This window comes from Legionella qingyii (assembly GCF_003990155.1).
GTDB lineage: Bacteria > Pseudomonadota > Gammaproteobacteria > Legionellales > Legionellaceae > Legionella > Legionella qingyii.
This window is the reverse complement of sequence record NZ_RZGX01000002.1, coordinates 221,026-247,679: the sequence shown is the minus strand read 5'-3', so window position 1 is coordinate 247,679 and position 26,654 is coordinate 221,026. Positions and strand designations below refer to the sequence as shown.

Here is a 26,654-nt window from a genome sequence, read left to right as displayed (position 1 = left end):
ATTAATTTTGACATTTAGGGCAAAAAAAAGAATTACGCCCAGCGATTATGAGTGATTCTATAGGGTGTTGGCAAAGCAAACAAGGTTGATTTTTCCGGCCATATACTTTGAGTGACATACTGAAATAACCCGGTTTTCCGTCAAAAGCATAGAAGTCTCGGAGAGTAGTTCCGCCGCATAGTATGGCCTGTTTGAGTACTTCTTTAATTTGTGTTGCAAGCGCATGGCACATTGATTCAGAGAGCATTTTAGCTGGGGTGGTTGGATGGATATTTGCTAAAAAAAGGCTTTCTGTAGCATAGATATTTCCAACACCGACTACAATTTCATTATCCATAATCAATGATTTGATGGGTTTATTTTTATTTTTCGCTCTTTGAAGTAAGTAATGACTATTAAATTCATCAGAAAGCGGCTCTGGGCCTAAATGAGCAAGCAGTTGATGTTGATAGGGGTTTTCATCGATATAAAGAAATAAACCAAAACGCCTGGGGTCACAGAAGCGAAGCATAAGGCCATTTGTCAACATCAATAGGATGTGATCATGTTTTTCTGGTTCACTCTTAGCTGGGACAATACGTAAATGTCCTGACATTCCCAGATGAATTAAAAGATATCCTTTTGAGAGATGAATCAAAATGTATTTTGCTCTACGGGAAACGGTGACTATTTTTTTGCCAGCACATAATTGATCCAAATTCTCCGGAACAGGGATGCGGAGTTTAGGATTACGCACAGTAATCCCTGTGATTGTTTGTCCTTCCAGATGGGATTTAATTCCTTCTTTTGTTGTTTCAACCTCAGGTAATTCGGGCATTATTTTTTATCGTCATGTTCAATGATTCTGCCCTGACTTTTCGTAGTTACTTCTGTTTTATCCGGGCTGCTTGGGAATAGATATTGTTTTATTGTTGTGATAATCCAGAGAATACCTCCTATGATAAGACCCCAAATTAAAACGTAGGAAAACATAAATAGCAGTCCAAAGAACAGTGCAATAGCAACTCCTGCTATTAAGAAAGGCACTAAATTCTCAAAGATTTTTCCCAGGGAAAATTTATCGTTCATAACATAATTCCTATGTAATTATCTATTAATTATCGGCTACATAATTAAATGTTGCAACGTAAAGAGTAAAATTGTGTTATCCTTAAGATGATATAAGGATTTTCTGGAATCCTTACAATATGGGTACCTAACTAAAGGATGAGTTTTTTCTTAATTTGCATTTTTGCATTTTTGCATTTGAAGTGGAGCTATTATGGTTTTTGGTTATTTAAACCTGTCTTTTTGGGGATATGTGATTGCAACATTGATTATGACGCAGATTACTATCGCAGCAGTAACGCTATATCTTCATCGCAATCAAACGCATCGAGCGATGACGTTGCATCCTATTGTCAGTCATTTTTTCCGCTTTTGGTTGTGGTTGACGACTGGAATGGTTACTGCAGATTGGGTTGCTATTCATCGTAAACATCATGCATCATCAGATGCCGAGGGAGATCCTCATAGCCCTGTCGTTTTTGGCATCAAAAAAGTATTTTGGGAAGGGGCTGAACTTTATAAAGCAGCTCGTAAAGATAGAGAAATGGTTGCCAAGTATTCCCACGGGACCCCTACAGACTGGCTTGAGCGAAAAATTTATTCCCCCCATTCTGCCAAGGGAATTATTTTGATGTTGTTCATAGATTTATTCTTGTTTGGTGTTCCTGGAATTACTATTTGGGCAATTCAAATGATGTGGATCCCCTTTCATGCTGCTGGGGTCATTAATGGAATTGGTCACTATTGGGGATATAGAAATTTTGAATGCCCCGATGCTGCAAGAAATATTTTCCCCTGGGGTTTTTGGATAGGTGGAGAAGAGTTGCATAACAATCATCATACTTTTGCTTCTTCAGCCAAATTTTCAGTTAAATGGTGGGAGTTTGATATTGGTTGGATGTACATTCGCATTCTTTCTTTTTTAGGCCTTGCTAAGGTAAAAAAATTACCACCTAAACTGGCTATGGAACAAGGCAAGTTGCAAGTAGATTTGGATACTGTTAGAGCAGTGATTGCGAATCGCTTTCAAGTGATGTCTAATTATTACAAAAGTGTGATTCGTCCCATACTGAAACAAGAAAAGCATAGCGTTATTGAAAGCAAGGAAGAAAGGAAACTTTTTGCGCGTGCTGGAAGTTTATTGCGACGTGAAAATTGTCTCTTGAGTAATAAAGCAAAAGTTCGTTTATCTAATTTGCTAGAAGCTCGCGAACAGTTGCGTATAGTGTATGCCTATAAGCAGTCATTACAAAGTATTTGGTTAAAGACTGCCTCTTCCCAAAAAGAGCTAATCGACGCATTACAGCAATGGTGCCGACAAGCAGAAGAATCAGGTCTAGACGTATTGAGACAATTTGCCCAGCAGATTAAAGGGTATGTTCCTGTATATAGATAGATAATTTTTCTATAATTTCTCACTCTGTCGTATCATGAAGATGATAGGACAGAGTGAATTCGATGGTTTTATTTGTTTTTTAGTTATTATTGTCTATAGTAGTATTTTATTGTCGCAATTACAGGGAGTTGGTTATGATGAAAGGTGTAGCAATAGTTACTGGTGGTACTGGTGGTATAGGCACCGCCATTTGTCAACGTTTAGCTGCCGAATTTCAAGTTGTCGCGTGTTATTTCAAACATGGAAAACATGAAGAAGCGAAGCAATGGCAAGAAGAACAAAAAAAGCTCGGATATGATATTGATATCGTTTATGGTGATATCGCACAATTTGCAGATTGTGAAAAAATAATGGCCTTAGTCATGGAGCGCTATGGTCGTGTTGATGTTCTGGTTAATAATGCCGGAGTTACTCAAGATTGCAGTTTACGAAAAATGACTCCAGAACAATGGCAATGCGTGATTGACGCCAATTTAACCAGCGTATTTAATATGACCCGTAATGTCATCCCCTTAATGCTCGATAAGGGTTATGGTCGTGTTATTAGCATTTCTTCAATTAACGGACGAAAAGGTCAATTTGGCCAATGTAATTATGCTTCAACCAAGTCTGCATTATATGGATTCACTAAAAGTCTCGCCCTGGAAGTAGCAAATAAAGGCATCACTGTGAATACGGTTTCTCCTGGCTATATCGAAACGCCAATGCTATCTTCATTGAAAGAAGAAGTCCTCAAGTCAATCATCTCAAGTATACCTGTTGGTCGTTTGGGGTATCCAAAAGAAGTTGCTGATGCAGTTGCTTTTTTAGCCTCTCCGGATAGTGGATTTATTACCGGTGCGAACTTGGATATTAATGGCGGACAGTATATGTAACAGTTAGGCCCAGGGTTAACCTTGGGCTTGATAGTCAGTTTTTCATTAATTCTCACAACATCCTAACTCATAGAGAATCCTATGCAACATAATAATATTGTATTGATCACTGGTGGTACTGGCGATATCGGCACCGCAATCGCGAAGGAATTAAACTCTTCTTATAAACATATTTTTGCTCTTGATCTAATTTCTGACGAAGAAGGAAAAGCATGGGAACAAGAGCGATTAGATGAGGGATATAAGAATATCTATTTTCGACATATGGATGTTACCGATTATGATCAATGTGGAACTGTTATTTCTTCCATTATTGAAGAGTACGGTAATATCGATGCGCTAATTAATAATGCAGGCATCACTCGCGATGCAGTATTTACAAAAATGACCAAACAACAATGGGATGAAGTGTTAACTGTTAATCTTGATGGGATGTTTAATGTAACTCGTCATGTAGTTGAAAACATGAAAGACCATGAATCAGGACGAATCGTCAATGTTTCTTCGGTGAATGCCCAAAAAGGACAATTTTCGCAAGCAAATTATGCTGCATCGAAAGCGGGTGTTTATGGTTTCACTAAAAGTTTGGCACAAGAACTAATGAGTAAAAACATCACCGTGAACAGTCTTTCTCCAGGTTATGTAGATACTCGGTTAATGAAAGGGATTAGACCAGATATCCTGGACGGGATTATTGCGCAAATTCCTGCTAAACGTTTGGCACAAACTCAAGAAATCGCTTGGGCTGTAGAATTTTTAATTAGTGAGAAGAGTCGATATATTACCGGAGCTAATTTAAGCGTCAATGGTGGCCTCCACATGTATTAAAATGATAGTATCTTCCTTATTAAAGACCCTCTCCTGCTGACAGGAGAGGGTGTCGATTCATCGCCATTCAGTTAAGGAATCAATCTGTTGTCTTCGTCCTACGGCGTGTTCCCAGGATCTTAAGGCAGTTTTTTAACTGATAAGGTAATGAGGAATAGGGTGAGATTTTTAACAATTCAAAATCACCTAAATATCAAGAGAAAAACAATGACTCGATTAATAAAAAAATACAAAAATCGTCGGCTTTATGATACTGAAACCAGTCAGTATATAACCCTTGAAGAGTTACAGCGTTATGTTGTAGATGGAAAGCAATTTAAAGTAGAAGATTCCTTAACCGGAAATGACATAACCAACTCAATTTTGCTACAAATTATTGTCGAGATGGAGGCTGGTTCAACTCAATTTTTATCTTCAGATATTTTGCGACAAATCATCGCTTTGGCAAATCATCCAATGCATGCGTCTTTGAAACAGATGATGGAACAAATGTTTCAAGCTATGGAGAAACCTTTGCAAAATAACCCTTACCGCCAGGCAACTGAAACATGGAATCAGCAAATGCAAAAAATGATGCAACAATGGCAAAGCTTATTTAAAAGTTAAACCCGATATTTTCTAAAGGTAAGTTGCTTTTATCAATGAAAATAAGTGAGTTCAACGTGTTTTCTACTTATGCTGCATCGCAAAATTTTTTTCGCTAACTCATTGACATATTTATTATCTATGTACTAATATTAAATTGTGCAATGCAACATAGAGGAGCGTATCATGACTCAACAAAATTTCGAAAGATGGACTGAAATGGCGAAAAAACTTCAAGAGCCTTTTCAAGCCATGGCTGAATTGAATGTAAAAACATTACAAGGTATGCATTATCTCAAACCTGAAGAGATTGCGAGCATTAAAAAACCTGAAGAACTATTAGAAAAGCAAATTAATCTAGCTGTTGAAAATGGTCACAAGGCTTTAGATTACATGCAAAAATCTTTTCAAATTGTTGAGAAAGCAATGTTTGGATTCGTTCAAGAAGCTAAAAAAGCAACTGAAGTTAAACATTAATTAGTATCTATTTTAAAAAACAGTGCAAACAATCGAGTTTGTGCTGTTTTTAGATTTCCCCTGTCATATCCTCCATATACTGATCGAAGCCCTAAAAATCGAGGTCGCCTTCATGTTGTTCTCCTTCCTTATTATAATTGATTGTTTCTGTGTGAGATAGAAAAGGCTTTTTTAGTTCTCCACAAGAGGATACAATGCTTAAGATGAGAATGATTCTATGAATAAGATTACTAAAATGGGGGCATTGATTGAGTGATCATTTTTCGTTATTTAGCTAAAGAAGTGTTTGTCACTTTGATTTCGCTAACTTCCATATTGGTATTAATTTTTCTGAGCAATCAATTCATTCAATATCTCAATCGGGCAGCTTCCGGAAATATTCCGGGCGTCATTATTATGAAGTTAATGATGCTGGAATTGCCCACTTTACTAAGTTTACTGATTCCATTAGGTTTTTATATTGCCCTGTTGCTTGCTTTTGGGCGTTTATATGCTGAAAGTGAGATGACCGTATTACGTGCTTGTGGGTATGGGCCAAATCAATTATTAAAACATAGTTTTATCATGGCAACAGTAGTGGCGATTATTGTGACTATAGTAATGATTTGGGTCAGCCCTTTAATATATATCGAACGTGCTAAGCTATTACGTACTACGGGGATACAAACCTTGGTTCAAACAATCATGCCTGGACGTTTTCATGCCATTAATGGTGGTCAGGAAGTGTTTTATGTTCAATCTATGAGTCGTGATCATGCCAAGGCTGAACAGGTATTTCTGGCAAAACGAAGTGTTGTCAATAAGCAAATGCGTTGGGATATATTATGGGCGGATCAAGCCTTTGCTGAAACCGATGCAAAAACAGGTGAGGATTATATTATTCTGCAAAAGGGTAAAGAATATCAGGGGGTGCCAGGCCATGCTGATTATCAAGTTGCGGAATTTGGCCAATATAAAACACGATTACCACATCCTGTAATCCAGGCATCTGAAGATCTTCGTACAATGAGTACTGCAAGCTTATTACCCTACAATAATAAAAGTGCTGCTAAGGCAGCTGAGTTACAATGGCGTATATCCGTACCCATCATGGTTTTTACTTTGACTTTGATTGCTGTTCCCTTGTGCCGTATTAATCCTCGTTCTGGGAAGTATGCCAAGTTATTACCCGCAATCATTATTTATATTTTATATGCTAACTTTTTGTTTATTGGGCGTGATGCAATGATTTCTGGAAAAACACCACAATGGATGGGTTTATGGTGGGTTCATCTTATCATTGTTATCTTTGGACTATTACTAATCTGGCGTGATAGGGCGAAGCTGGCATGAGTATGAAAATATTAGACCGCTACATAGCGAAAACTGTTCTCGGCTCTATTGCTTTAGTCACGCTCATGCTAGTAGGTCTAGAGATTTTTATTTTATTTGTCGGCGAAATAAGTGATCTAGGTCGAGTTGATTACGGTATCGCTCAAGCAACGTTTTTTATTTTGTTACAAATGCCATATCAAGTCTATTTATTTTTCCCTATGGCAAGCCTTCTGGGCTCTTTGATTGGCCTTGGAATTTTGGCCAATAATAGTGAATTAGTAGTAATGCGGGCCTCAGGAATGTCTATAGGACAAATAACCTGGGCAGTTTTAAAAGCATCTTTAGTACTCATTGTAATCGTTACGGCACTGGGCGAAACCTTAGTCCCCTACTTATCTCATTATGGGAATGATTATAAATCGGCTGCAATCAGCGGTGGACAAACATTAAGAACCACAAAAGGTGGTTTTTGGATGCGTTATGGTAATGATTTTATTTCTGTGGGTGTGATACGATCTAATAATGTCCTAAACAACATTTATCAATTTCATTTTGATGTGCATCATCATTTAAAAATGTCTCGTTTTATTCGTGAAGCCAAATATACTCCAACCGGTTGGGTTGCCTATAATGTACAGCAAACGGATTTTAGCGCAGATAAAATCACAGCTCGGACTATTGCTTCTCTTCCTTGGGAGGTGCCTGTAAAACCCAAAATCTTGATGATCAGCAGTAGCGATCCGGATGAAATGACCTTGAAAGAATTGAATCGCTACATACGAGAACAAAAGCGTAATCATCAAAATGTGCATAATTATCAATTCGCTTTTTTACAACGAATTATTCAACCACTTACGACGATGGTGATGATGATTCTCTCCATCCCATTTATTTTTGGGCCTTTGCGTTCGAGCACGATGGGATCAAAATTATTAGTAGGTGCTGCAGTCGGATTTAGCTTTCATATTTTAAGTCGCTTTTTTGGCCCACTCAGTACAGTTTTTCAATTGCCACCTGAATTAGCTGCTTTGGGTCCTACTTTTATTTTTGCCCTTTTAGGCCTATATTTGATGAGAAGAGTTAGATAACGCTTCATCAAGGCATTTGATGACTTGTTCGATGTTTTGCTTATTACTTTAGTTTTGGCAAAACATTGCACATGCTGTAATAACACGTAGAGGAATTATACCACTTGCCCGGCTGCCCATCCCGATGACCAAGCCCATTGAAAATTATACCCTCCTAACCAACCGGTAACATCTAAGGCTTCCCCTATGAAATATAGTCCGGGGACATCTTGAGCTTCCATTGTTTTTGAAGAAATGGCATGGCAATCCACACCGCCAATGGTTACTTCGGCAGTGCGATACCCTTCGGTGCCATTAGGTTTTACTATCCAGGAGTTGAGTTGTTTTGCTATAGATTCCAAATCACGATTTGATAACTCGGCAAGTTTTTTTTCGGCAAGTTCTGGTGAAATAAAGAGTTCGATGACTCGTTTCGGTAAATGTAGGGACAAAATTGAGTTTAATTGTTTTTGTGGTTTTTCGAGACGTATATTTTTTAAGTACTCCAATACATTGATTTCCGGCAATAAATTAATACAAATACTTTCTCCTGCATGCCAATAGGACGATAATTGTAAAATTGCAGGGCCACTCAAACCGCGATGCGTGAATAATGTATTTTCACGGAATTCGATGCGTGCATTTTTTACTAAGCTATCAATACCAATCCCTGAAAGTAGAGCGACTCGTTCTTTCTCCAATACATCCAAAGTAAGAGGCACTAGTCCGGCACGAGTTGGCCATATTTTAATCCCAAACTGTTCTGCAACTTTATAGGCGAATGGGCTTGCTCCCATTGTAGGTATGGATAAACCACCACTGGCAATGACTAAAGACTTACAACGAAATATCCCTTTTGAAGTTTGTATTTTAAAGCCTTGTGATTTTTGAATGTGCTCTATGTTGGTATTGAGTTGAATAGTCGCTTCTGCAGCAGCACATTCCTTGAGCAGCATATCAACGATATCTTTTGACTTATTATCACAAAATAATTGTCCTAAGGATTTTTCATGGAACGGGATCTTATGTTTCTTCACAAGTTCGAGAAAGTCCCATTGAGTATAGCGAGTTAAAGCAGATTTAAAAAAATGGGGATTATGGGATTTGTACTTTTCAGGCTCAATATAATAATTAGTAAAATTACAACGGCCACCTCCTGACATTAAAATCTTTTTTCCTGCTTTATTCGCATGATCTAACACCAGAACTTTACGATGGCGTTTGCCTGCTTCAATGGCGCACATTAAACCTGCGGCGCCTGCACCTACAATAATGACATCAACTGCTTCCATTTCGGATCGACTTGAGTTAAACCTAAACATGTGCAAGGTTAACATGCGTCTAGTTGGGATTCAAAGATTTCTCATTGCGCGCAATGTGATTTTTTTATACAATCATTCAACTTATTAATTATTAATACATTTTATGTACATTCTAAAACATATTTTAGCGATTTTATTGGGTATTACCATATTGCCATTACGTATACTTGCATACAACATGTTGTATGCAACAATCGCATTGATTTTGGGCGTTGCAGCTGCAATAGGCTTGCCTATATATTTGGCTTTCGCATTTAAAAATAACGGCATGTCACCCATAACGAATTTTTTGTTGACGATGATGATTGTTGTGCCTATGACATTGGCAATCACTGCAATCGCTCTTGCAATTACAGCGACTTATTTAATTTACAATACTGTAATTAATATGCTCGAATCGTTCTGGCTGGGTTTTAAAAATGGTTTGCTTTATGAAATGGATGGCTTTTGGAGTGCATATAATTCGCAAACCCTCTTTGATGCAGATTTATCTTCACGTGCTAGAGCTTTTGTTGCAGGGATTAACCCAGACGAGTTAATTGATGATGTTGATTTTGATGGATTTCAACGCATTAGAGGGGAATTACAAGACGTTGTCGTGGTGCACGAAGATTTAGAAGTTCCTGATTTGGAACATAAAGACACTAAGAAACCGCCTTTATTATGGGATCACACCCAATTACAAAAAATCGATGCACTCATAAACGAATTAGCTGATGTCAAAGCCCCTTTACCCCATGAAGCAAAACAACGATTGGACTCTTTAAAAAAGTTGTCTATACAATATAACCTTTTATCGAAAAAGCTGGAGGAGGTACGAACTGCTTTAGTTAACGATGACAAGACACAAATTAAGGATGAGTTAATCGCCTATAATGATGTGGAAACACCCATTTTGTTGGTGAAACAATATAAGAATGAAACGGATGGCAAATGGTATAATGTGCCTGCTAACAGTTACGTAACAGATAAGGAGAGTTTATTACATTGGTTAAAAGAAAATCCTCGCCATCCTCTAAACAAAGACTTGTTGAAAAATCCAGACCAGTATAATGGAATGACAACAAGGTATATCTGGTATGTTCTTACAATAGAGGACTGCTCTTCCCAAGAGCTAGATGAGGCGGCGGCCCAAATGTCTATTTTGGCGGATGCTTTGCTTGCTGTATTATCGAATTCGCAAAAAATAAAATTAGGCTTGGGTTCTTCTCCGCAATCGTTTTTTGGTTCGGGAATGAATCATTCCTCTCCTACAAAACTCGATGATGAATTAGTCAATCAGAATTCTGAAGTGAATAATGTAGAATCGCCTAAAACCCAACTCAGTTGAGTAGTACCAACTATTCAAACATCCAAGTCTTTTTCTTTTGAATCATAACCGAGGTATTAATTTAAGCTTATACTGTAAGTATTCAAAGCGATTATTTTTAAGGGCACTCATCATGAATGAACTTGATATTTTAAATTTATTTTATGATGAAATGAAAAATCGAGGCATAACTCGCGATCAAGTGTTTTTAAGTATGGAAGAAGATGCAGCCGCTATGCTTACTCAAAAATTAAAACAATCGGTATCATTGGAATCCGTACAAAAATTAACTGACATCTGTATTGCTAATGAATGGCTGGAACGAACAACAGCAGATCCTAATTATAAATATTTATCGTTAACTGAGGCCGGATTACAAATTATTTTAGCTAATCGATACAGTTAATTTTGCATCAAGGGTATAAACTTTAAGCAAAAGTAGGTAAAATACGTCAATTTTATTCTTTTTTGTTGCCAATATGCCAAAACGAACCGATATTAAATCCATTCTTATCCTTGGAGCAGGTCCTATCGTGATAGGACAAGCTTGTGAATTTGATTACTCAGGTACCCAAGCGGTACGCGCCCTAAGGGAGGAAGGATATCGGGTGATCCTGGTAAATTCCAATCCTGCAACCATCATGACCGATCCAGAACTTGCAGACGCCACCTATGTTGAGCCGGTATCCTGGAAAGAGGTTGCACGTATCATTGAAATTGAACGCCCAGATGCCCTTTTGCCAACTATGGGAGGCCAAACCGCTTTGAACTGTGCTTTGGACTTGGTCCGCGAAGGAATCTTGGCAAAATATAATGTCGAAATGATTGGCGCAACACGAGAAGCGATTGATCGTGCTGAAGATAGAGAAAAATTCCGCCAATTGATGATTAAAATTGGTTTGGATATGCCCCGCTCAGCGATTGCCCATAGTATGGAAGAAGCAATTCAGGTACAGGCGCAGTTAGGCTATCCAGCTATTATTCGTCCATCATTTACCATGGGGGGCAGCGGGGGCGGTATTGCCTATAACCGTGAGGAATTTGAAGAAATTTGTACGCGTGGGTTGGAGTTGTCGCCTACTCATGAGTTACTGATTGATGAATCGGTGCTTGGCTGGAAAGAGTTTGAAATGGAAGTCGTACGTGACAAAAATGATAATTGCATTATTGTCTGCACCATTGAAAATTTTGATCCTATGGGGGTTCATACAGGTGATTCGATTACTGTAGCTCCTGCACAAACGCTCACCGATAAAGAATATCAGCGCATGCGTGATGCGGCTATTAAAGTATTAAGAGCGGTAGGAGTTGATACGGGAGGATCGAACGTACAATTCGCGGTTAATCCTGAAGATGGAAGAATGCTGGTGGTTGAAATGAACCCGAGGGTTTCTCGAAGTTCTGCTTTAGCCTCCAAAGCAACGGGTTTCCCCATTGCGAAAGTCGCCGCTAAACTGGCCGTAGGCTATACTCTTGATGAATTAAAAAATGAAATTACCGGTGGAAAGACCCCTGCATCATTTGAACCAAGTATTGATTATGTAGTGACTAAAGTTCCTCGCTTTAATTTCGATAAATTTCCACAAACTTCGGATACATTGACTACGCAGATGAAGTCAGTGGGTGAAGTTATGGCTATTGGCTCCAATTTTCAGGAATCGTTGCAAAAGGCAATTCGTGGTTTAGAAATAGGGCGCTGTGGTCTGCATTCTTTATTTCCAAAAGGTGATTTAGCACGTTTAAGAGGGCATTTGCGAGAGCCAACCCCAGATAGACTTTGGTATATCGCTGATGCATTTAGAAACAATATGTCTCTTGAAGAAATTCATCAAGAAAGCCGTGTTGATCCCTGGTTTTTAGCTCAGGTCGAGGAACTCGTCGCTCTGGAGCGCTCTATGGAAGGCAAAGCATTATCAGATATCGATACAGTAACTTTACGTTTGTTGAAGCGCCGTGGTTTTGCCGATGCTTATTTGGCTAAAATATGGACGTGTACTGAAGAGCAGGTACGTGCACGACGTAAAGAACTAGGAATTATTCCTGTGTACAAGCGCATTGATTCGTGTGCTGGCGAATTCCCTAGTGATACGGCATATATGTATTCTTGTTATGAAACCCGTTGTGAGGCGCGTCCGGATACGGACAAGAAAAAGATTATGATCCTTGGTGGAGGGCCTAACCGTATTGGTCAGGGAATAGAGTTTGATTATTGCTGTGTTCACGCAGCTATGGCCCTTAGGGAGGCAGGTTGCCAGACCATCATGGTCAATTGTAACCCTGAAACAGTATCTACGGATTTTGATACGTCCGATCGGTTGTATTTTGAACCGGTAACCCTAGAAGATGTTTTAGGTATTGTTGATGTAGAAAATCCGGATGGAGTTATTGTTCACTACGGTGGACAAACCCCATTAAAATTAGCGCGCGCATTGGAAGCTAACGGTGTTAAAATTATTGGGACCTCGCCTGATGCAATTGATAGAGCGGAAGATAGGGATCGCTTTCAAAAATTGGTCACTGAATTGAAATTACATCAACCGGATAATGGTACTGTGCGTAGTGAGACAGAAGCCATTGCTTTAGCAAATAAAATCGGTTACCCATTGGTGGTTAGACCTTCCTATGTTCTCGGCGGCCGAGCTATGGAAGTTGTGTACCAAGAAGATGATTTACGCCACTATCTATCGCATGCGGTTGCTGTATCCAATGATTCACCTGTTTTATTGGATAAATTTTTGAATGATGCAATTGAAGTAGATATTGATGCAGTATGTGATGGGAAAGAAGTATTGATTGGTGCGGTAATGGAGCACATAGAACAGGCTGGTATTCATTCAGGAGATTCTGCTTGTACTTTACCTCCCTTTAGCTTAAGCGTTGTGGTTCAACAGGACCTAATGGAGCAAATGCGGCAAATGGCATTGAATTTGGGTGTTGTGGGTTTGATTAATGCACAATTTGCTATTCAAGCTGATGACATTTATGTTTTGGAAGTTAATCCAAGAGCATCAAGAACGGTTCCTTTTGTTTCCAAAGCGACAGGATTGCCTTTGGCTAAAATTGCTGCTCTGTGCAAATTGGGCATTAGTTTAAAGGAACAAGGTTTGAGCCAAAATCACCACATGCCCTCATTTTATTCAATTAAACTGCCAGTTTTTCCTTTTATCAAATTTTCTGGAGTAGATTCCATTCTTGGACCTGAAATGAAATCTACTGGCGAAGTGATGGGGATCGCCAGACGTTTCGGACAAGCTTATGCTAAAGCCCAATTGGGAGCCAGTTGTAACATAGCTAAGCGCCGTCGCGCTTTTGTCTCCGTTCGCGACGCAGATAAAACACGAGTAGGTGAAATTGCTAAGCGGTTGATTGAGCTAGGCTTTGAAATTATTGCAACGCGCGGTACCGCATTGGCTTTGCAAGCAGCAGGAGTGGATTGTCGTCGAGTATTTAAGGTGAACGAAGGCCGGCCTCACGTTTTAGATTTTATAAAAAATAATGAAATCGATTTTATTGTAAATACAACTGAAGGTAAGCAAGCAATCGCCGATTCTTTTGCAATCAGGCGCAATGCATTGCAACACAAGGTTAGCTATACTACTACTCTATCAGGAGCTGAGGCGGCTTGCTTGGCTATGAAATATGAAGATAGAGACACTGTAACTCGATTGCAGGATTTACATTAATAAAAATTGTAGCCTGGGTGAAGCGGAGCACAACCCGGGTTTTCCTATGACAGATTGAACCGGGGTACGACTTACGTCCTCACCCAGGCTACGATCGTTACAATGGTTTCTTTAACTTAATCTGAAAAGCTCTTTTTCTTGTTGTATTGGAGAAAAGGTAGAATTACCAGGGAATTTTTTTTTGAGGTAGATATGAGTAAACATCCTATGACAGTACAAGGTGCAGAAGCACTGAAGGAAGAATTAAATCGTTTAAAATTTGTGGATAGACCCCGTATTGTTGAAGCGATTGCTACAGCACGAGCTCACGGTGATTTGAAAGAAAATGCCGAATATCATGCTGCTCGAGAACAGCAAAGTTTTAATGAGGGGCGTATTCAGGAGTTGGAAGCAAAATTATCTCACGCACAAATTATTGATATCAGCAAATTGCCCAATAATGGCAAGGTGGTTTTTGGCGCTACAGTTACTGTGTGCCATATTGCAACAGATGCCACAGTCACCTACAAAATTGTAGGTGAAGATGAGGCTGATATTAAACAAAATAAAATCTCCTATAGTTCCCCGATCGGCCGAGCTTTAATTGGCAAGGAATTGGACGATTCAGTAACAGTAAATACACCCGGTGGTATGGTGGATTACGAAATTATTGATGTGCAATACGTCTAAAGACTCATAAAAAATTAGAACTTTCCCTCATGTAACCTGGGCACAGCGTAGCTCAGGTTTTTGAGTGGTTGGCAGGTGGCACTTTTGCCATGAGAGCAGGGATTTATTCTATGTGTTTTGTGAGACAGGCAGAGCGCATTATATAAAGCTAAAGAAAATGGGCGAAATCAAGTTCTGATTTTTGATGAAAGCTTTGTTTTGAACTAGAGACTGTTGACAATTCACCTTACCGCCTACGTGCCGTCGGAATAGAGATGGGCATTTAATTTTGATTGATGATGAAGCATAACCTGGGTTTCAAGAACGAGATACCCAGGTTATCTACATTAGAATTAAGGTTGGAATACTTCCTGCTGAATACCGCCGACAACCCATTGAGAACTATTAGAGAATTGACGGAAATGCCAAATTTCATCAAGTTGACTAACGGGCTCATTATCTTCTTTAATTGAACCGGTAAAGCGGACGCTGGCGATGAGCGAATTAGACTGTCTTGAAACATCAAGGAGCTCAGCATTTAAAGTGATTACATCTGTTTTATTCGCGGCATTTCCCCGCTCATCTAATTGCATCTTGATTTCAGCAAATACTTCTGGTGCTGTGAACTCACTCAAATCCTGAAGGTTTTTTTGATCATAAGCAGCTTGTAAGCGGTTAAATGTCACTTTGGCTTCACGTAAAAATGTTTCAGGCACAAAACCTGCAGGATATTCAGACGCATTACTCGCATCGCTATTTCCTGAACTGTTACTGAATGATTGGGTAAAATTATTAAAAGGACTTTGATTAAAAGAACGAGTTTGTCCTTGATTTGCTTGAAATCCAGGTTGCATTCTTTTACGGAAAAAGCCAATAACAAAGAAGAGAATTGCCCCCATAATCAACCATGACAAGATCCCATTAGCAAAGCCATGCCCCATAAATAAACTGGTAAGCAAGCCGCCAATTAATAACCCACTGAGTAATCCTCCCCATCGGCTTGTATTTTTTGTGTTTTGCCCAAAAACACTGGATTTTTGCACTTTATTTGGTGAATACAGAGCACTTTGTGAACGTTGTATGCCAAAACTTCTGCCAGCACCAAAACGTTTCGCTGAGGCTTCGTTGACCAAAAGCCCAAAGCTTAGTAATGCAATAAGTAAATAGGAAACAAGCGTACGCATAGTATCAGACCTTTCTTTTTAAAATAGAGACAATGAGTATATATCAATTCGAATGAAACTGCCTCTTTGTGGTTAAACATTGAACTATAATTAAAAAGTCGGAAGGATTTTTAAAAAATTCAGTAGCGTAACATATAATGGATTAAATCAATAAAATTTAATATGACCATTATTGTATGTGTTAAGAACATAAGGAGTTCGTTATGTCTGCATATCAAAAAGGAGATTTGGGAGACACTGTTAGTCGTTTTTTTTCAAAATCTCTGCACCATACTGATGAGTCCGAAAGAATATCGGTTCAATTACAGGATCTGGTGGGGCGTATTGAAGCGGGAATTGCATACTGCAAGCGACAAAAAGAAATGTATCCGAGAATACAACAATATTCAGACAAAATTTCGGTTTTAAATGCTACCAAAAACTATGTCTGTGGCAATATAGGGCTGGATCTTTTAGAAGAGTATATGAGGATTTATCCTAAATGGGATAAAGACCCCGAAGATGAGGATACTAAGGCATTGATTTATGAAGCACGAGCATTGAAAGGTGGCTCTTAATAAATTTCTTCGCTGACGAATGGTAAGCGTTCACTTCTATTCACTGAACGGCTGTATTTGGCACATCTTTCGCGAAAATAGCACTTCGGAAGCCCCACATACTGATGTATGCTACGTTTTCTCAGCATCATTTTGCGCACAACCTGCGCTCAAATCAAATCGCTCCCTCAGATTCAAGCATACCCCTGAATGGTTCCGACGAATGATTTGCTAAGGAAATCAGGAGCTAGACTATAGATTCCTTTAATGTAAATCCATTCAAAATTCCTGGTGTGAAGGGATTCACTTGATTGTTTGTCTTCAAGAGGTAACGTCCCGAATTGCTGTTAATTTCAAAAAGAATTTGTAAGCTAGAACTGTCTTGTTCATCAATCAGGACATTCACTTTTTCGAGTAGTTTAAATAAGGCCCAAGTTCCTTGCTCTGCTAACTCATAATGATTCCCCTCAATTGAATCAAGGGCAAGTTTGGCATAGGATTGTGGCCAGGTAAAACGCATAACTGAGTCAGTGCTTTGATTATCGGTTAATTTGGTTCTGCCAATCTCAAGTTCTAGGTTCGCAACCACAGGATCTAGGCTAATTTTTTGTAGACTAAAATCAATTTTGCTTTCTTCACCATGATCAGGGAAAAACATATTGGTAATAATGTTCGCACGTATCAGCGCATCTAAGGTTTCTGAGGCAATAGGTAATACTGAGTCATTTACTGCTTTAGGTTTCCATTCTGCGCTGGAAATATCCAAGAACGGTTTAACATAGCTTTCGGTAAATGAGTTTAATGCGCCACGAGTAGAAAAGAAATGATTAAAGTCACTTATCGAAATTTCTTCTTGTTGTGAGGCGTCAAAAGGATAGCGTCTGGCAATAGTGGTTTGGAATTCTCTGTAAACAGTCTGCTGCCATTGTTGGTTGATATACTGACGGCTGTCTCTAATCAGAATACCCCATGCATCACTTGCTAATTGTTTGGTCCATGTACTTAAAGGTTCAGGTAATTGTCGTGCTTGATTATAAAGCAGGCTTACGGGGTCAGAAGCACTTTCACTGGAAAAGCGAGTTTTTGTAATATTAAACGCAGTTCTTCCGCCATCATTTATCATGGACAACGTTGAAATAAAGCGTTCCAAATCAACGATTTTTTGGCTGATTTCTTTAGTACTGGAGTGGCTCATTAAATTCAAATCAGTAAATTGATTGGCAATCGCATGATTAAAAGGTGATGAGCTATTACTCAAGTCAGCTTTGGTTTCTTGTTGGATTAGAGCTGTTATCTTCCCTATCGCATGAGATTGTTCCAGATTTTTAACTACTTGCCGCCCTGTTTGATAGTCTTGGTAATGCAGGGGTTGTGATTTGCGCATGAACGTTTGCCACCAGGTTACGTAATCAAAACAATAAGCCTGAGTTATCATTTCCTGTAATTGATTTAAGTCATTGCGTGCGAGTACCCACTTTTCCTTTTGTAGGTTGTAGCTGATGCTCGGAATCTTTTGCATAACTTCGTTAAAACCTGCCCTGGTAAAGTAACTTGGCAACTCATTGGTTGCCAATATAAAGCCATCAATTGCGATTTTTTGTTTCGTGTCAGGGAAAAATTCTTTTGCAATCGAATAATAAAGGTAACTAGTGGGTAATGCATTTAAATAATTTCTGGCATCACTAATTACTTGCTGTTTTACAGTTATATTTTTGGGTGGTTTACTTAACAGAAGCCTTAATAGTGCCAGTTGTTTCTTTAAAGCATGTTCAGGTTGGTTTTTCCATTGACTCGCGAACCAATCATGAACTTGCATTGCTGAGAAATGTTCTGGCTGGCTTAACATCAGGTAAACTTTCAATGCGTTATAACGAACGATAGGGGTATTTCCTGGATTATTGATTACATCTTCCAGCTCGCTGGTTAATGAGGGTAAAAATTCACCTTGTAGACGGCTTTCAGCATTATGGTGCAAATTATATTTTAATTGATGTACCGTAGGTAGCGATAAGGAATTACTGGGAATGTGGCTTATCGTTTTTGCCGCATTGGATAAATGATAAAGAGCCTGCTTTTCTTTATTTTTTTGACTATTGAGCACATCGTAAGCCAGTAATTCTTTACTTGTTTCATCGAGTAAATGAGCTGTTTTGTAATAGTTATAGCTTAAAATCAGCAGGCTGATTACGGCGATACTTGCGGTTACTGCAATAATGGGCTTTTGTGAAAACTTTCTAGCTTGTGGAATTTGGCTGCAATGCTCCTGAATGGTCCTTAATGCACCTTCAACAAAATAGGCTCTGAAATTTGTCGCCTGAGGAAAAGTATCTTGTACTACCAAGGCATATTCATGCTGAATTCTCTTGTTTAAGCGATCAATACTCACCCCACCTTGCTCCGCACTACTAAAATAAATCGAATGTAAATTAAAGAGTTTAGGAGAAATTCCTTGAATTAATGCTTGAATAGGGGCGCGAAGGCTAGCTACCTGCAATGGAAATTCCCGAATTAAACTGCGTCGCATTGTAGAGCGGGCAGGGTGCATTTTATGAATTACTTGTTGGCCGATTTGTTCCGTCAGCTGGTTGAATTGTAATGAATAGGCTTCTATTTTTTTCTTTAATTCATTCCTGCAATCGAGCGAAAACCCTAAAGGCTTTGATAAATCAGTTGTATGTTCTGATTGGTAAAATTCGGTAAAACCAGCGAGGGTATCCATTTTAGTAAACATCAGTGCAATATTGACGGGATAACCCAGGTTTGTTCCAAATCGTTCCAATAATTGTAAATGTGCTTTTTTCTGTTCTGCAAACTGTGCTGGATCGGCTATCAGCAGGTCGTTTACATCAATGCATAAAACAAGGCCGGTAATTTTTAGATAGGAGTTACATCGATTCAATTGTTTTAACGTTGTAAGCAATAAGGTTTTGCTATGAGTAAGCCAATTTTCACCAAGCTCAATGATGATCCCTTTTTGATTAAAATAAATTTTGGCATGTTGTTCGCTAAAAACAGGTATTTCTTCCATATTGCTTTGTTTTAATATGGCCGATTTTCCTTGAGCATTTCTGCCGGTAATCACTATAAAAGATAGCTCATTACTTTGTGGCTTTAGTTGTGAAAGTATTTTTTTTATAGCATCACATAATGCGCGTAAAGAATTGTCCATTAGCTATCCAAAAGAGCAAGTTGGGTGTGTCCAAATAAAACGGTTTTCGCCTTATTTTCCAATAAATATTGGCTGGTCAAAAAAGCAAGTGTTACCATAGTAACCGCAGTAACCAAGGTAATGATGACCGCTTTATAATTCTTTTTAACAATTTTAGGTATAGGGTTTTCATTAAATAACCGGCGGGGTTGATGGAAGCGATTTTGCTGAATTATTTGATAGAGATCTTCAATATAATTATCTAATACCTGCCGTCCATCCGCCTTGAGATGGTAATGACCCTCAAAACCAATAATTAGGAAAAAATAAACTAACTCAATAAGATCAAGATATTGAGTTGGTCGTTCCTTAATGTAATTAAGGATTTCAAAAAAACGGTGTTGTGGTTGAGCATTATCATTAGTGAGTGGCGTGAATGCCTTAAATTCAGCAGAAATTTGGTATACTCGCATGTAATTTTTACCAATCATTTCATCTATAGTTGCGGCCATTAAATAATAAGCTATGGCTGAAAAGTCTGCCGGATATTTAGAAGCATCCATTTTACTCTGAAAAGCAAGTAACTCATGCTCAATATTATCTCTGATATTCTCAATAGGAGGCAGCGAGGGGCTAAGACAGAGTCGCTCTAATAGTGATAAAAGAGGACCTGCTGCTGCAACTAAAGCATTTGTAGAAAAAGGAGCAGTGAATAATTTAGAGCGATAGTAACCTTTCGGGACAAGCATTGTTCCCGAATCAATGAGGTGGTTGTTGACCAGTGAGGCTGGATAATGCGCAACTGTCATGGTCTTGCTCCTAATAGGTCTTGATTCAAGCATGAAATCGTATTGCAAACACTCTAAATTAAAAAGAGATAATACGTTATATAACGAGCATAGTTCAAGTGAGTCAAGCTTTATGATTTGACTATTTTGGTATAATGCAGCTGGAGTCCAGGCGGCACCGCCATTAAGTTAAGGATTTTTCATTCAAACGAAGGCGCGAAGATTTAGATCCATTTTGGAAAAATACCCTTAACCATGATGGCATGGTCGCTCATTACATAATCCTTCATAGCTTTATTGCTCGTGTCATCAAAAAGCATTGATGTATTTTGTTGTCCATAAAATATTGTTCGGCCAACTTATCAACTTCGGCGCGAAAATTCCTAAGTGCTTCAGAATCATTTTTGGATTGTTCAACAAACGTTACAACGGGCCCCAGTGTTTTCTCCACGGTTCGTCTGTAGTGAGCTAAGCTTAGAGTTGGAAAATACATCGCATCATAATCAAAAATTACTTCTTTGACTTGGTTGCCCAAACGATTTTTCACCACATCAGGAGAGCCCCAGTTCGAAGGTGAATCTATTGCTACAGGTGGTGGATTATATTTACTAACTAATGCAAATAACCTTCCGACAAAATGTTCTGGAGGCCAAGTTGAAAAAGCAATAATCCCGCCCGGCTTGAGTACTCTCAACATTTCATCAATTGCTAATTGTGCATTCGGGGCAAACATGTGCCCAAACTGACTCAAAACAACATCAAAGGATTCATCTGCATAGGGTAGTGCTTCTACATCACCTTGTTTAAAATCAACATCAACTTTAGCCAAAGTTTTATTTCTATCAGCGTACTCCAGTAATTGCGGACTTAAATCAAGGCCTGAAACAATTGCACCCATCCGAGCAGCAGTTATAGCAACTACACCAGTACCACAACCAACATCCAAAACAGAATCCCCTGCTTGCAACTGTGAAAACTTTACTAATGTTGGTGCTGTAACAGTAGTCATCATATCTAATGGTGCAAATAACCCCCAGATTTCGCGTTGAGAATTTTTATATGCAATCAATAACTCGTTATTCATTTCTTGTACCTTCGTTCCTTGTATTTAAGTATTTTGCTCTGCATTTTAAGCTTTAATAACAGCCTGATTACAATTATTCAGTTGCAAAGAATTAATTTCAGGATATGAGTATAGTACTTGGATTCTTTTCAATTGTATCTATTGCCATAGGGCACATTCCATCGTTAGGCCTGGTTGATGGTGTGGATCGTATGATAAGGGATTTTCGGCATTCTTGGCAGCGCCTTGCCTTCCCTGACAAGCGGTAAATAAAGTCAACAACCATCCTGTTGGAGCGAGGCCCTCTTTGTATCAAAATTTTGAATTGTAGGTTTTATGGATTGAGACCCGAATTAGTTTTGATTGCAGGCGATTCATCCTGCTTAAAGTCGCGAATCAATGCTATAATTTCAGCATGGCGGCGCAATTGTTCTTTATCGGTTTGCCAATAACATGCCTCACGCGTTGGTAAATATCCTCCCTTATCGTGTGCGTATTTATTAGCACCATGAGTCAACAAAATTGATACAGCCGTTTCATTATTAACATAAGCGGCTTGATGTAAAGCGGTCCATCCAGATTTTGTTGCTTTTATATTAACATCAGCACCGGCATTAATCAGTGCCTGCAAACATTCTCCATCTCGATCATGACATGCCAGATCAATAATAGGATAGCTTCCGCCACAATTCGTAATACATTCTTTTGTAATTAATTCCGGATTTTTACCGACAAGGGTGTTAATCACATCTTTACCACATTGTGTATAGATGCAGGCGTAATGCAAAGCAGTGCCATAGTCTCCTTCAACAGTAAGATCTGAATATTTAATATATAGTTCAATAATTTTTTTTAATCGAGGAGTATTGTTAAATGCGGTTCTCATCATAGCAAATTGCAACGGGGTTATTTTTTGTCCATTGAAAAACCTATAGTCAGAACATTTTGTTGAATTAATTTCACGTTGGTTAGGGCTTTTTTTTGATCTTCAATCAAAAGCTGTTCTAACTCATCCAATGATTCTTCTGAGGAATAAGTATTCGAAGATTCTACATATTTATGAAATTTACTAAGCATCTTATATCCATTTTTTATTGTAATATGAGGTAAAAGGGTAATTTATAAGTCCTAACTCTTTGTCAATCAAAAAAATAGGACCGCCGATAATACAGGATAGGCGATATTTGCACAATGGGCTCTTTTCTCAAAAGATTTCTTCTAATATCATTACTCTTATCTTGTTCATCACCCAAGCTTATTTTTGAATATATTTGCAGAGCATATTGCGTGGTTCCTTAACAATAGGGTACTATTCTTGTTTGCCAAATATAGAACTATTTTGGTACTATATTTATAATATATAGGTAAAAAGTTAATTAAACCGAATTTTCGTCTCTAATTAAGACTTATTCAGTACTAGATTATTCGATTTTGAGGTGTTATGCTTCGCATCAGCAAGTTGGCCGATTATGGAACAGTAGTGATGGTTTATCTCGCAAGGCACGCGCAAGAATTGTGTAATGCTCGTGATATCGCATTACATACTCATCTGACTGTACCTACGGTAAGTAAGATTTTAAAACGTTTAACCAGTGCAGGTTTGTTAGCCTCAGTACGCGGAGTGACTGGAGGATATCGATTGCGACGACCTGCAACTGAGATTTCTGTGTCGCAAATAATTTTTGCATTTGAAGAACATCGTGGTTTCACAGAATGCAGTTTGCAACCTAATGATTGTTCGTTACAAGGTGTGTGTACGATTCAGGGTAATTGGCGATTAATTAGTCAAGCAATTGAAACAGCCCTGGATAGCGTGAGTTTGGCTAGTTTGGCAAAACCTATTTTGCAAGCACACGATGTGGAACGAGTTCGACAATTGGCAAGTGGAGTTAATCGTGGCTAAAAGCAGTGAGCAAATTAATTCTCTGCTCGATAGAGAATACCAACATGGGTTTACCACCGACATTGAAGTAGATACTTTTGAGCCAGGCTTGGATGAAGACGTCATTCGACGTTTATCAGCAATTAAAGGCGAGCCGGAATTTTTGCTTGAATGGCGTTTAAAGGCCTACAGGCATTGGTTAACCATGTCACATCCTAAATGGTCCAGTGTGCATTACCCGCCCGTGGATTACCAGGCTATTTCTTATTATTCAGCACCTAAACAGAAAAAAGATGCTCCTAAAAGTCTGGATGAGGTTGATCCTGAACTACTGAGAACCTATGAGAAATTAGGTATTCCTTTGAGGGAACAAGAGATGTTAGCTGGTGTAGCTGTAGATGCTGTCTTTGATAGCGTTTCTGTGGCAACTACGTTCAAAGAAAAATTAGCTGAAAAAGGTGTTATTTTTTGTCCCATCTCTGAAGCAGTACACAAATATCCAGAATTGCTCATGCAATATTTGGGTTCAGTAGTGCCTTATCGCGATAATTTTTATGCCGCTTTGAATTCGGCTGTTTTTAGTGATGGTTCTTTTGTTTATGTCCCCAAAGGGGTACGTTGTCCGATGGAGTTATCTACTTATTTCCGCATTAATGCGGCCTCTACAGGACAATTCGAGCGTACTTTAATTATCGCCGATGTGGACAGTTACGTTTCTTATCTTGAAGGTTGTACAGCGCCTATGCGTGATGAGAATCAATTGCATGCAGCGGTGGTAGAGTTAGTTGCTTTGGATGGAGCACAAATTAAATATTCCACAGTCCAAAACTGGTATCCAGGGGATAAGGAAGGAAAAGGCGGCATTTATAACTTTGTGACCAAACGTGGCGCATGTCGCGGCAAGCGCTCTAAAATTTCCTGGACGCAAATTGAAACCGGCTCAGCAATTACCTGGAAATATCCCAGCGTGATTTTACAAGGTGATGACTCCGTTGGTGAGTTTTATTCAGTTGCCTTAACTAATAATTATCAACAAGCCGATACGGGCACTAAAATGATCCATATTGGCAAAAACACGCGTTCAACCATTATTTCCAAAGGAATCAGTGCGGGTCGTGCACATAATGCGTATCGTGGTTTAGTTCGTATTGCACCAACAGCGACTAATGCACGTAATTATACTCAGTGTGATTCCATGCTTATGGGGTCTGAATGCTCTGCGCATACTTTTCCTTATATTGAAGTCAAAAACCCTACGGCACAGATAGAACATGAAGCAACCACTTCAAAGATTAGTGAAGAGCAACTGTTTTATTGCCAACAACGTGGAATCGATACAGAGGATGCTGTTTCGATGATTGTAAATGGTTTTTGTAAGCAGGTATTAAAAGAATTGCCTATGGAATTTGCGGTGGAAGCGACTAAATTGCTAGGTCTAAGTTTAGAAGGGGCAGTGGGTTAATATGTTAAAAATCAAAGACTTAAACGTTGATGTAAATGGTCAATCCATTTTAAAAGGCATTGATCTCCAAGTAAATGCGGGTGAAGTTCATGCCATTATGGGACCTAATGGTTCAGGTAAAAGTACTCTGTCAAAAGTATTAGCTGGCCATCCTTCTTACCAAGTGACTCGTGGAGAAATGAATTATCTGGGACAGGATTTGACTCCTTTGTCTCCTGAGGAAAGAGCGCGTGCTGGTATTTTTTTGTCTTTTCAATACCCAGTAGAAATACCTGGGGTAACCAACGTTAATTTCCTCAAGGCCTCTGTTAATGCGGTACGTAAAGGTCAGGGGAAAAATACACTTGATGCGATTGAGTTTCTATCATTCATCCGAGAGAAATGCCAGTTGCTGGAAATGGATGAAAGCTTCTTGTATCGCGGCATCAATGAAGGATTTTCTGGTGGTGAAAAAAAGCGGAATGAAATTTTACAAATGGCGGCTCTGGAGCCTAAGCTGTCTATTCTCGACGAAACAGATTCAGGCTTGGATATTGATGCACTGCGTATTATTTCTCATGGGGTTAATGCCATGCGGTCACCTGAGCGTTCTATTATTTTAGTAACGCATTATCAGCGCTTGCTTGATTATATCGAGCCAGATTTTATCCATGTGCTGGTAAATGGTCGTATCATTATGTCTGGTGATAAATCATTAGCACTTGAATTAGAGAAAAAAGGGTACAGCTGGCTTGAGGAAACGGTGTAACGATATGAGCGAGATTTTGGATTTTTACCAACAACGAGCAAAAGCCAGCTTATCTACTTTGCCTTGGCTTGCCCAATTGCAAACTAAAGCATTAAGGGATTTGAATCGACATGGCTTTCCAACACGACATGATGAAGACTGGAAATACACCAGCGTTGATGCTTTATTAAACCAGTCGTTTATGTGTTCTGGAGATGGCCCCCAAGAGTCTGCAATTACAGCACATGATGGAAAAATAAATTCTGATTTACCCGTAAATCAACCTATATCAATCCGAAATGGACTTATTTTCGGCATAGAACAGCTTACCAGTACCCTACCTAAAGGAGTGTTAGTTCTTCCTTTATCTGTTGCATTATCAAAACATCCTGAATTGCTGCAACCTTATCTGGGAACTATTTTAAAGCAAGAGCATGGTTTTCATTATTTGAATACGGCCATGATTCAATGTGGCCTATTGATTTACATTCCAGCAGGTGTTGTGATTGAAGAACCAATTGCTTTAACACATATACAGACCCAAACGAATCAGGCGGTTTATTTGCGACATCTGATTATTGCTGAAGCAAAGGCTCAGGCTACAATCATTGAAGATTACCAAGGTTGGGCTGATTGTTGTTATCTGACAAATACTGTAACTGAAATCGTAGTTGGTGCTGACGCTAAATTAACGCATTATACGATTCAAAGAGAGAGTAAATCGGCTTTTCATTTAGGCCATCTTTCAGTAAGACAATTGGTCGGTAGTGAGTTTGCCAACCATTCCTTAAGTCTTGGCGGACAATGGGTGCGTTCTGATATCAGTTTGTATCTGCAAGAAGAGAAATCCCATTCTTTGATGAATGGAATTTATGCTCCTGGTGAAGGCCAGCATGTGGATCATCATACAACAGTGCAACATCTGGTTCCCAACTGCACTAGCGAACAAGATTATAAGGGGATCCTCACCGGACGTTCGCGTGCGGTATTTAATGGCAAGGTATTTGTTGCCAAAGATGCACAGCATACAGATGCCAAGCAACAAAATAAAAACTTATTACTCTCAGCAAATGCAGAAGTGGATACCAAACCACAATTGGAAATTTTTGCTGATGATGTATTATGTTCCCATGGCGCAACCGTTGGACAATTAGATGAGGACGCATTATTTTATTTGGCAACTCGTGGAATTGACCGACTGGAAGCATCGCACTACTTAATTCATGCTTTTGCCAGTGATAATCTGCGACTTATTCCCCATCGTCAATTGGCGGATTATATGGGGCATTTATTAACACAACAGCTGGGGTAAG

The 26,654-nt window shown here is 39.0% G+C and carries 25 protein-coding genes; 16 read left to right on the top strand and 9 right to left on the bottom strand.

The genetic code is table 11. The features are described from left to right. Position 1 precedes the first annotated feature (1 nt). Positions 2-817, bottom strand: coding sequence for a bifunctional DNA-formamidopyrimidine glycosylase/DNA-(apurinic or apyrimidinic site) lyase (gene mutM, locus ELY20_RS02235; protein WP_110141004.1), 816 nt, complete (start codon positions 815-817; stop codon positions 2-4). After that, positions 817-1,068 carry a hypothetical protein gene (locus tag ELY20_RS02230; protein ID WP_110141005.1) on the bottom strand — a complete coding sequence of 84 codons (252 nt, stop codon included), beginning with the start codon at positions 1,066-1,068 and terminating at the stop codon, positions 817-819. Before ELY20_RS02230 ends, mutM begins: the two co-directional genes overlap by 1 nt. Positions 1,069-1,261: 193 nt before the next feature. Between ELY20_RS02230 and ELY20_RS02225 the strand changes: the two genes are divergently transcribed. The 7 genes from ELY20_RS02225 (at position 1,262) to lptG (ending at position 7,610) form a co-directional block, all read left to right on the top strand. Beyond that, positions 1,262-2,443 carry a DesA family fatty acid desaturase gene (locus ELY20_RS02225; RefSeq protein ID WP_110141006.1) on the top strand — a complete coding sequence of 394 codons (1,182 nt, stop codon included), beginning with the start codon at positions 1,262-1,264 and terminating at the stop codon, positions 2,441-2,443. Between the two features lie 134 nt (positions 2,444-2,577). Then, on the top strand, positions 2,578-3,318 hold the full coding sequence (gene phbB / locus ELY20_RS02220) for an acetoacetyl-CoA reductase (RefSeq protein ID WP_165831553.1): 741 nt from the start codon (positions 2,578-2,580) through the stop codon (positions 3,316-3,318). Between the two features lie 81 nt (positions 3,319-3,399). Continuing rightward, positions 3,400-4,146 carry an acetoacetyl-CoA reductase gene (gene phbB, locus ELY20_RS02215; protein WP_110141008.1) on the top strand — a complete coding sequence of 249 codons (747 nt, stop codon included), beginning with the start codon at positions 3,400-3,402 and terminating at the stop codon, positions 4,144-4,146. 207 nt (positions 4,147-4,353) lie between these two features. Next, positions 4,354-4,752, top strand: coding sequence for a polyhydroxyalkanoate synthesis regulator DNA-binding domain-containing protein (locus ELY20_RS02210; protein WP_110141009.1), 399 nt, complete (start codon positions 4,354-4,356; stop codon positions 4,750-4,752). Positions 4,753-4,917: 165 nt separating this feature from the next. Further along, positions 4,918-5,208, top strand: a complete 291-nt coding sequence (locus ELY20_RS02205; RefSeq protein WP_165831554.1) for a phasin family protein — start codon at positions 4,918-4,920, stop codon at positions 5,206-5,208. Positions 5,209-5,460: 252 nt separating this feature from the next. Continuing rightward, complete coding sequence (gene lptF / locus ELY20_RS02200; RefSeq protein ID WP_110141011.1) at positions 5,461-6,540, top strand: LPS export ABC transporter permease LptF; 1,080 nt, start codon at positions 5,461-5,463, stop codon at positions 6,538-6,540. Next, positions 6,537-7,610: an LPS export ABC transporter permease LptG gene (gene lptG / locus ELY20_RS02195; RefSeq protein ID WP_110141012.1), complete on the top strand. Its 1,074-nt coding sequence runs from the start codon at positions 6,537-6,539 to the stop codon at positions 7,608-7,610. The genes lptF and lptG overlap by 4 nt, the downstream gene beginning before the upstream one ends. Positions 7,611-7,705: 95 nt before the next feature. On the opposite strand, the gene ELY20_RS02190 is transcribed toward lptG, so the two are convergent. Continuing rightward, complete coding sequence (locus tag ELY20_RS02190) at positions 7,706-8,881, bottom strand: BaiN/RdsA family NAD(P)/FAD-dependent oxidoreductase (RefSeq protein ID WP_110141013.1); 1,176 nt, start codon at positions 8,879-8,881, stop codon at positions 7,706-7,708. Positions 8,882-9,014: 133 nt separating this feature from the next. On the opposite strand from ELY20_RS02190, the gene ELY20_RS02185 reads away from it, so the two are divergent. From ELY20_RS02185 to greA, 4 genes are all read left to right on the top strand, one after another. Beyond that, positions 9,015-10,241 carry a phage tail tape measure protein gene (locus tag ELY20_RS02185; protein ID WP_126955299.1) on the top strand — a complete coding sequence of 409 codons (1,227 nt, stop codon included), beginning with the start codon at positions 9,015-9,017 and terminating at the stop codon, positions 10,239-10,241. A 112-nt stretch (positions 10,242-10,353) separates the two neighbouring features. Continuing rightward, positions 10,354-10,626 (top strand): hypothetical protein, encoded by a 273-nt coding sequence (locus ELY20_RS02180; RefSeq protein ID WP_110141015.1) that lies wholly within the window; start codon positions 10,354-10,356, stop codon positions 10,624-10,626. A gap of 73 nt (positions 10,627-10,699) precedes the next feature. Next, the gene (carB, locus tag ELY20_RS02175) at positions 10,700-13,903 is read left to right on the top strand and encodes a carbamoyl-phosphate synthase large subunit (RefSeq protein WP_110141016.1); all 3,204 of its coding nucleotides are present in this window, start codon (positions 10,700-10,702) and stop codon (positions 13,901-13,903) included. Positions 13,904-14,095: 192 nt separating this feature from the next. Next, on the top strand, positions 14,096-14,572 hold the full coding sequence (greA, locus tag ELY20_RS02170; RefSeq protein ID WP_058469593.1) for a transcription elongation factor GreA: 477 nt from the start codon (positions 14,096-14,098) through the stop codon (positions 14,570-14,572). A gap of 332 nt (positions 14,573-14,904) precedes the next feature. Here greA and ELY20_RS02165 read toward each other — a convergent pair whose 3' ends face one another. After that, positions 14,905-15,735, bottom strand: coding sequence for a Tim44 domain-containing protein (locus ELY20_RS02165; RefSeq protein ID WP_110141017.1), 831 nt, complete (start codon positions 15,733-15,735; stop codon positions 14,905-14,907). Positions 15,736-15,938: 203 nt separating this feature from the next. Between ELY20_RS02165 and ELY20_RS02160 the strand changes: the two genes are divergently transcribed. Further along, positions 15,939-16,292, top strand: coding sequence for a hypothetical protein (locus tag ELY20_RS02160; protein WP_110141018.1), 354 nt, complete (start codon positions 15,939-15,941; stop codon positions 16,290-16,292). 226 nt (positions 16,293-16,518) lie between these two features. Here the strand turns inward: ELY20_RS02160 and icmF are convergent, their stop codons facing one another. The 5 genes from icmF to ELY20_RS16740 all read right to left on the bottom strand — a co-directional run bounded on the left by icmF (position 16,519) and on the right by ELY20_RS16740 (position 22,347). Beyond that, positions 16,519-19,440 (bottom strand): type IVB secretion system protein IcmF, encoded by a 2,922-nt coding sequence (gene icmF, locus ELY20_RS02155; RefSeq protein ID WP_110141019.1) that lies wholly within the window; start codon positions 19,438-19,440, stop codon positions 16,519-16,521. After that, a complete protein-coding gene (gene icmH, locus ELY20_RS02150) occupies positions 19,440-20,228 on the bottom strand; it encodes a type IVB secretion system protein IcmH/DotU (protein ID WP_110141020.1) in 789 nt (262 codons plus the stop codon). The genes icmF and icmH overlap by 1 nt, the downstream gene beginning before the upstream one ends. A gap of 265 nt (positions 20,229-20,493) precedes the next feature. Further along, positions 20,494-21,291 carry a class I SAM-dependent methyltransferase gene (locus ELY20_RS02145; protein ID WP_110141021.1) on the bottom strand — a complete coding sequence of 266 codons (798 nt, stop codon included), beginning with the start codon at positions 21,289-21,291 and terminating at the stop codon, positions 20,494-20,496. A 313-nt stretch (positions 21,292-21,604) separates the two neighbouring features. Continuing rightward, on the bottom strand, positions 21,605-22,159 hold the full coding sequence (locus ELY20_RS02140) for an ankyrin repeat domain-containing protein (protein ID WP_110141022.1): 555 nt from the start codon (positions 22,157-22,159) through the stop codon (positions 21,605-21,607). 17 nt (positions 22,160-22,176) lie between these two features. Continuing rightward, complete coding sequence (locus ELY20_RS16740; protein WP_158618855.1) at positions 22,177-22,347, bottom strand: hypothetical protein; 171 nt, start codon at positions 22,345-22,347, stop codon at positions 22,177-22,179. Between the two features lie 364 nt (positions 22,348-22,711). Between ELY20_RS16740 and ELY20_RS02135 the strand changes: the two genes are divergently transcribed. From ELY20_RS02135 to sufD, 4 genes are read left to right on the top strand one after another with little or no spacing between them, the layout of a single operon-like run. Further along, positions 22,712-23,173 carry an SUF system Fe-S cluster assembly regulator gene (locus ELY20_RS02135; RefSeq protein WP_110141023.1) on the top strand — a complete coding sequence of 154 codons (462 nt, stop codon included), beginning with the start codon at positions 22,712-22,714 and terminating at the stop codon, positions 23,171-23,173. Then, complete coding sequence (sufB, locus tag ELY20_RS02130; protein WP_110141024.1) at positions 23,166-24,614, top strand: Fe-S cluster assembly protein SufB; 1,449 nt, start codon at positions 23,166-23,168, stop codon at positions 24,612-24,614. Before ELY20_RS02135 ends, sufB begins: the two co-directional genes overlap by 8 nt. Position 24,615: 1 nt before the next feature. Then, the gene (gene sufC, locus ELY20_RS02125) at positions 24,616-25,362 is read left to right on the top strand and encodes a Fe-S cluster assembly ATPase SufC (protein WP_110141025.1); all 747 of its coding nucleotides are present in this window, start codon (positions 24,616-24,618) and stop codon (positions 25,360-25,362) included. Positions 25,363-25,366: 4 nt separating this feature from the next. Continuing rightward, positions 25,367-26,653: a Fe-S cluster assembly protein SufD gene (sufD, locus tag ELY20_RS02120; protein ID WP_110141026.1), complete on the top strand. Its 1,287-nt coding sequence runs from the start codon at positions 25,367-25,369 to the stop codon at positions 26,651-26,653. Position 26,654 lies beyond the last annotated feature (1 nt).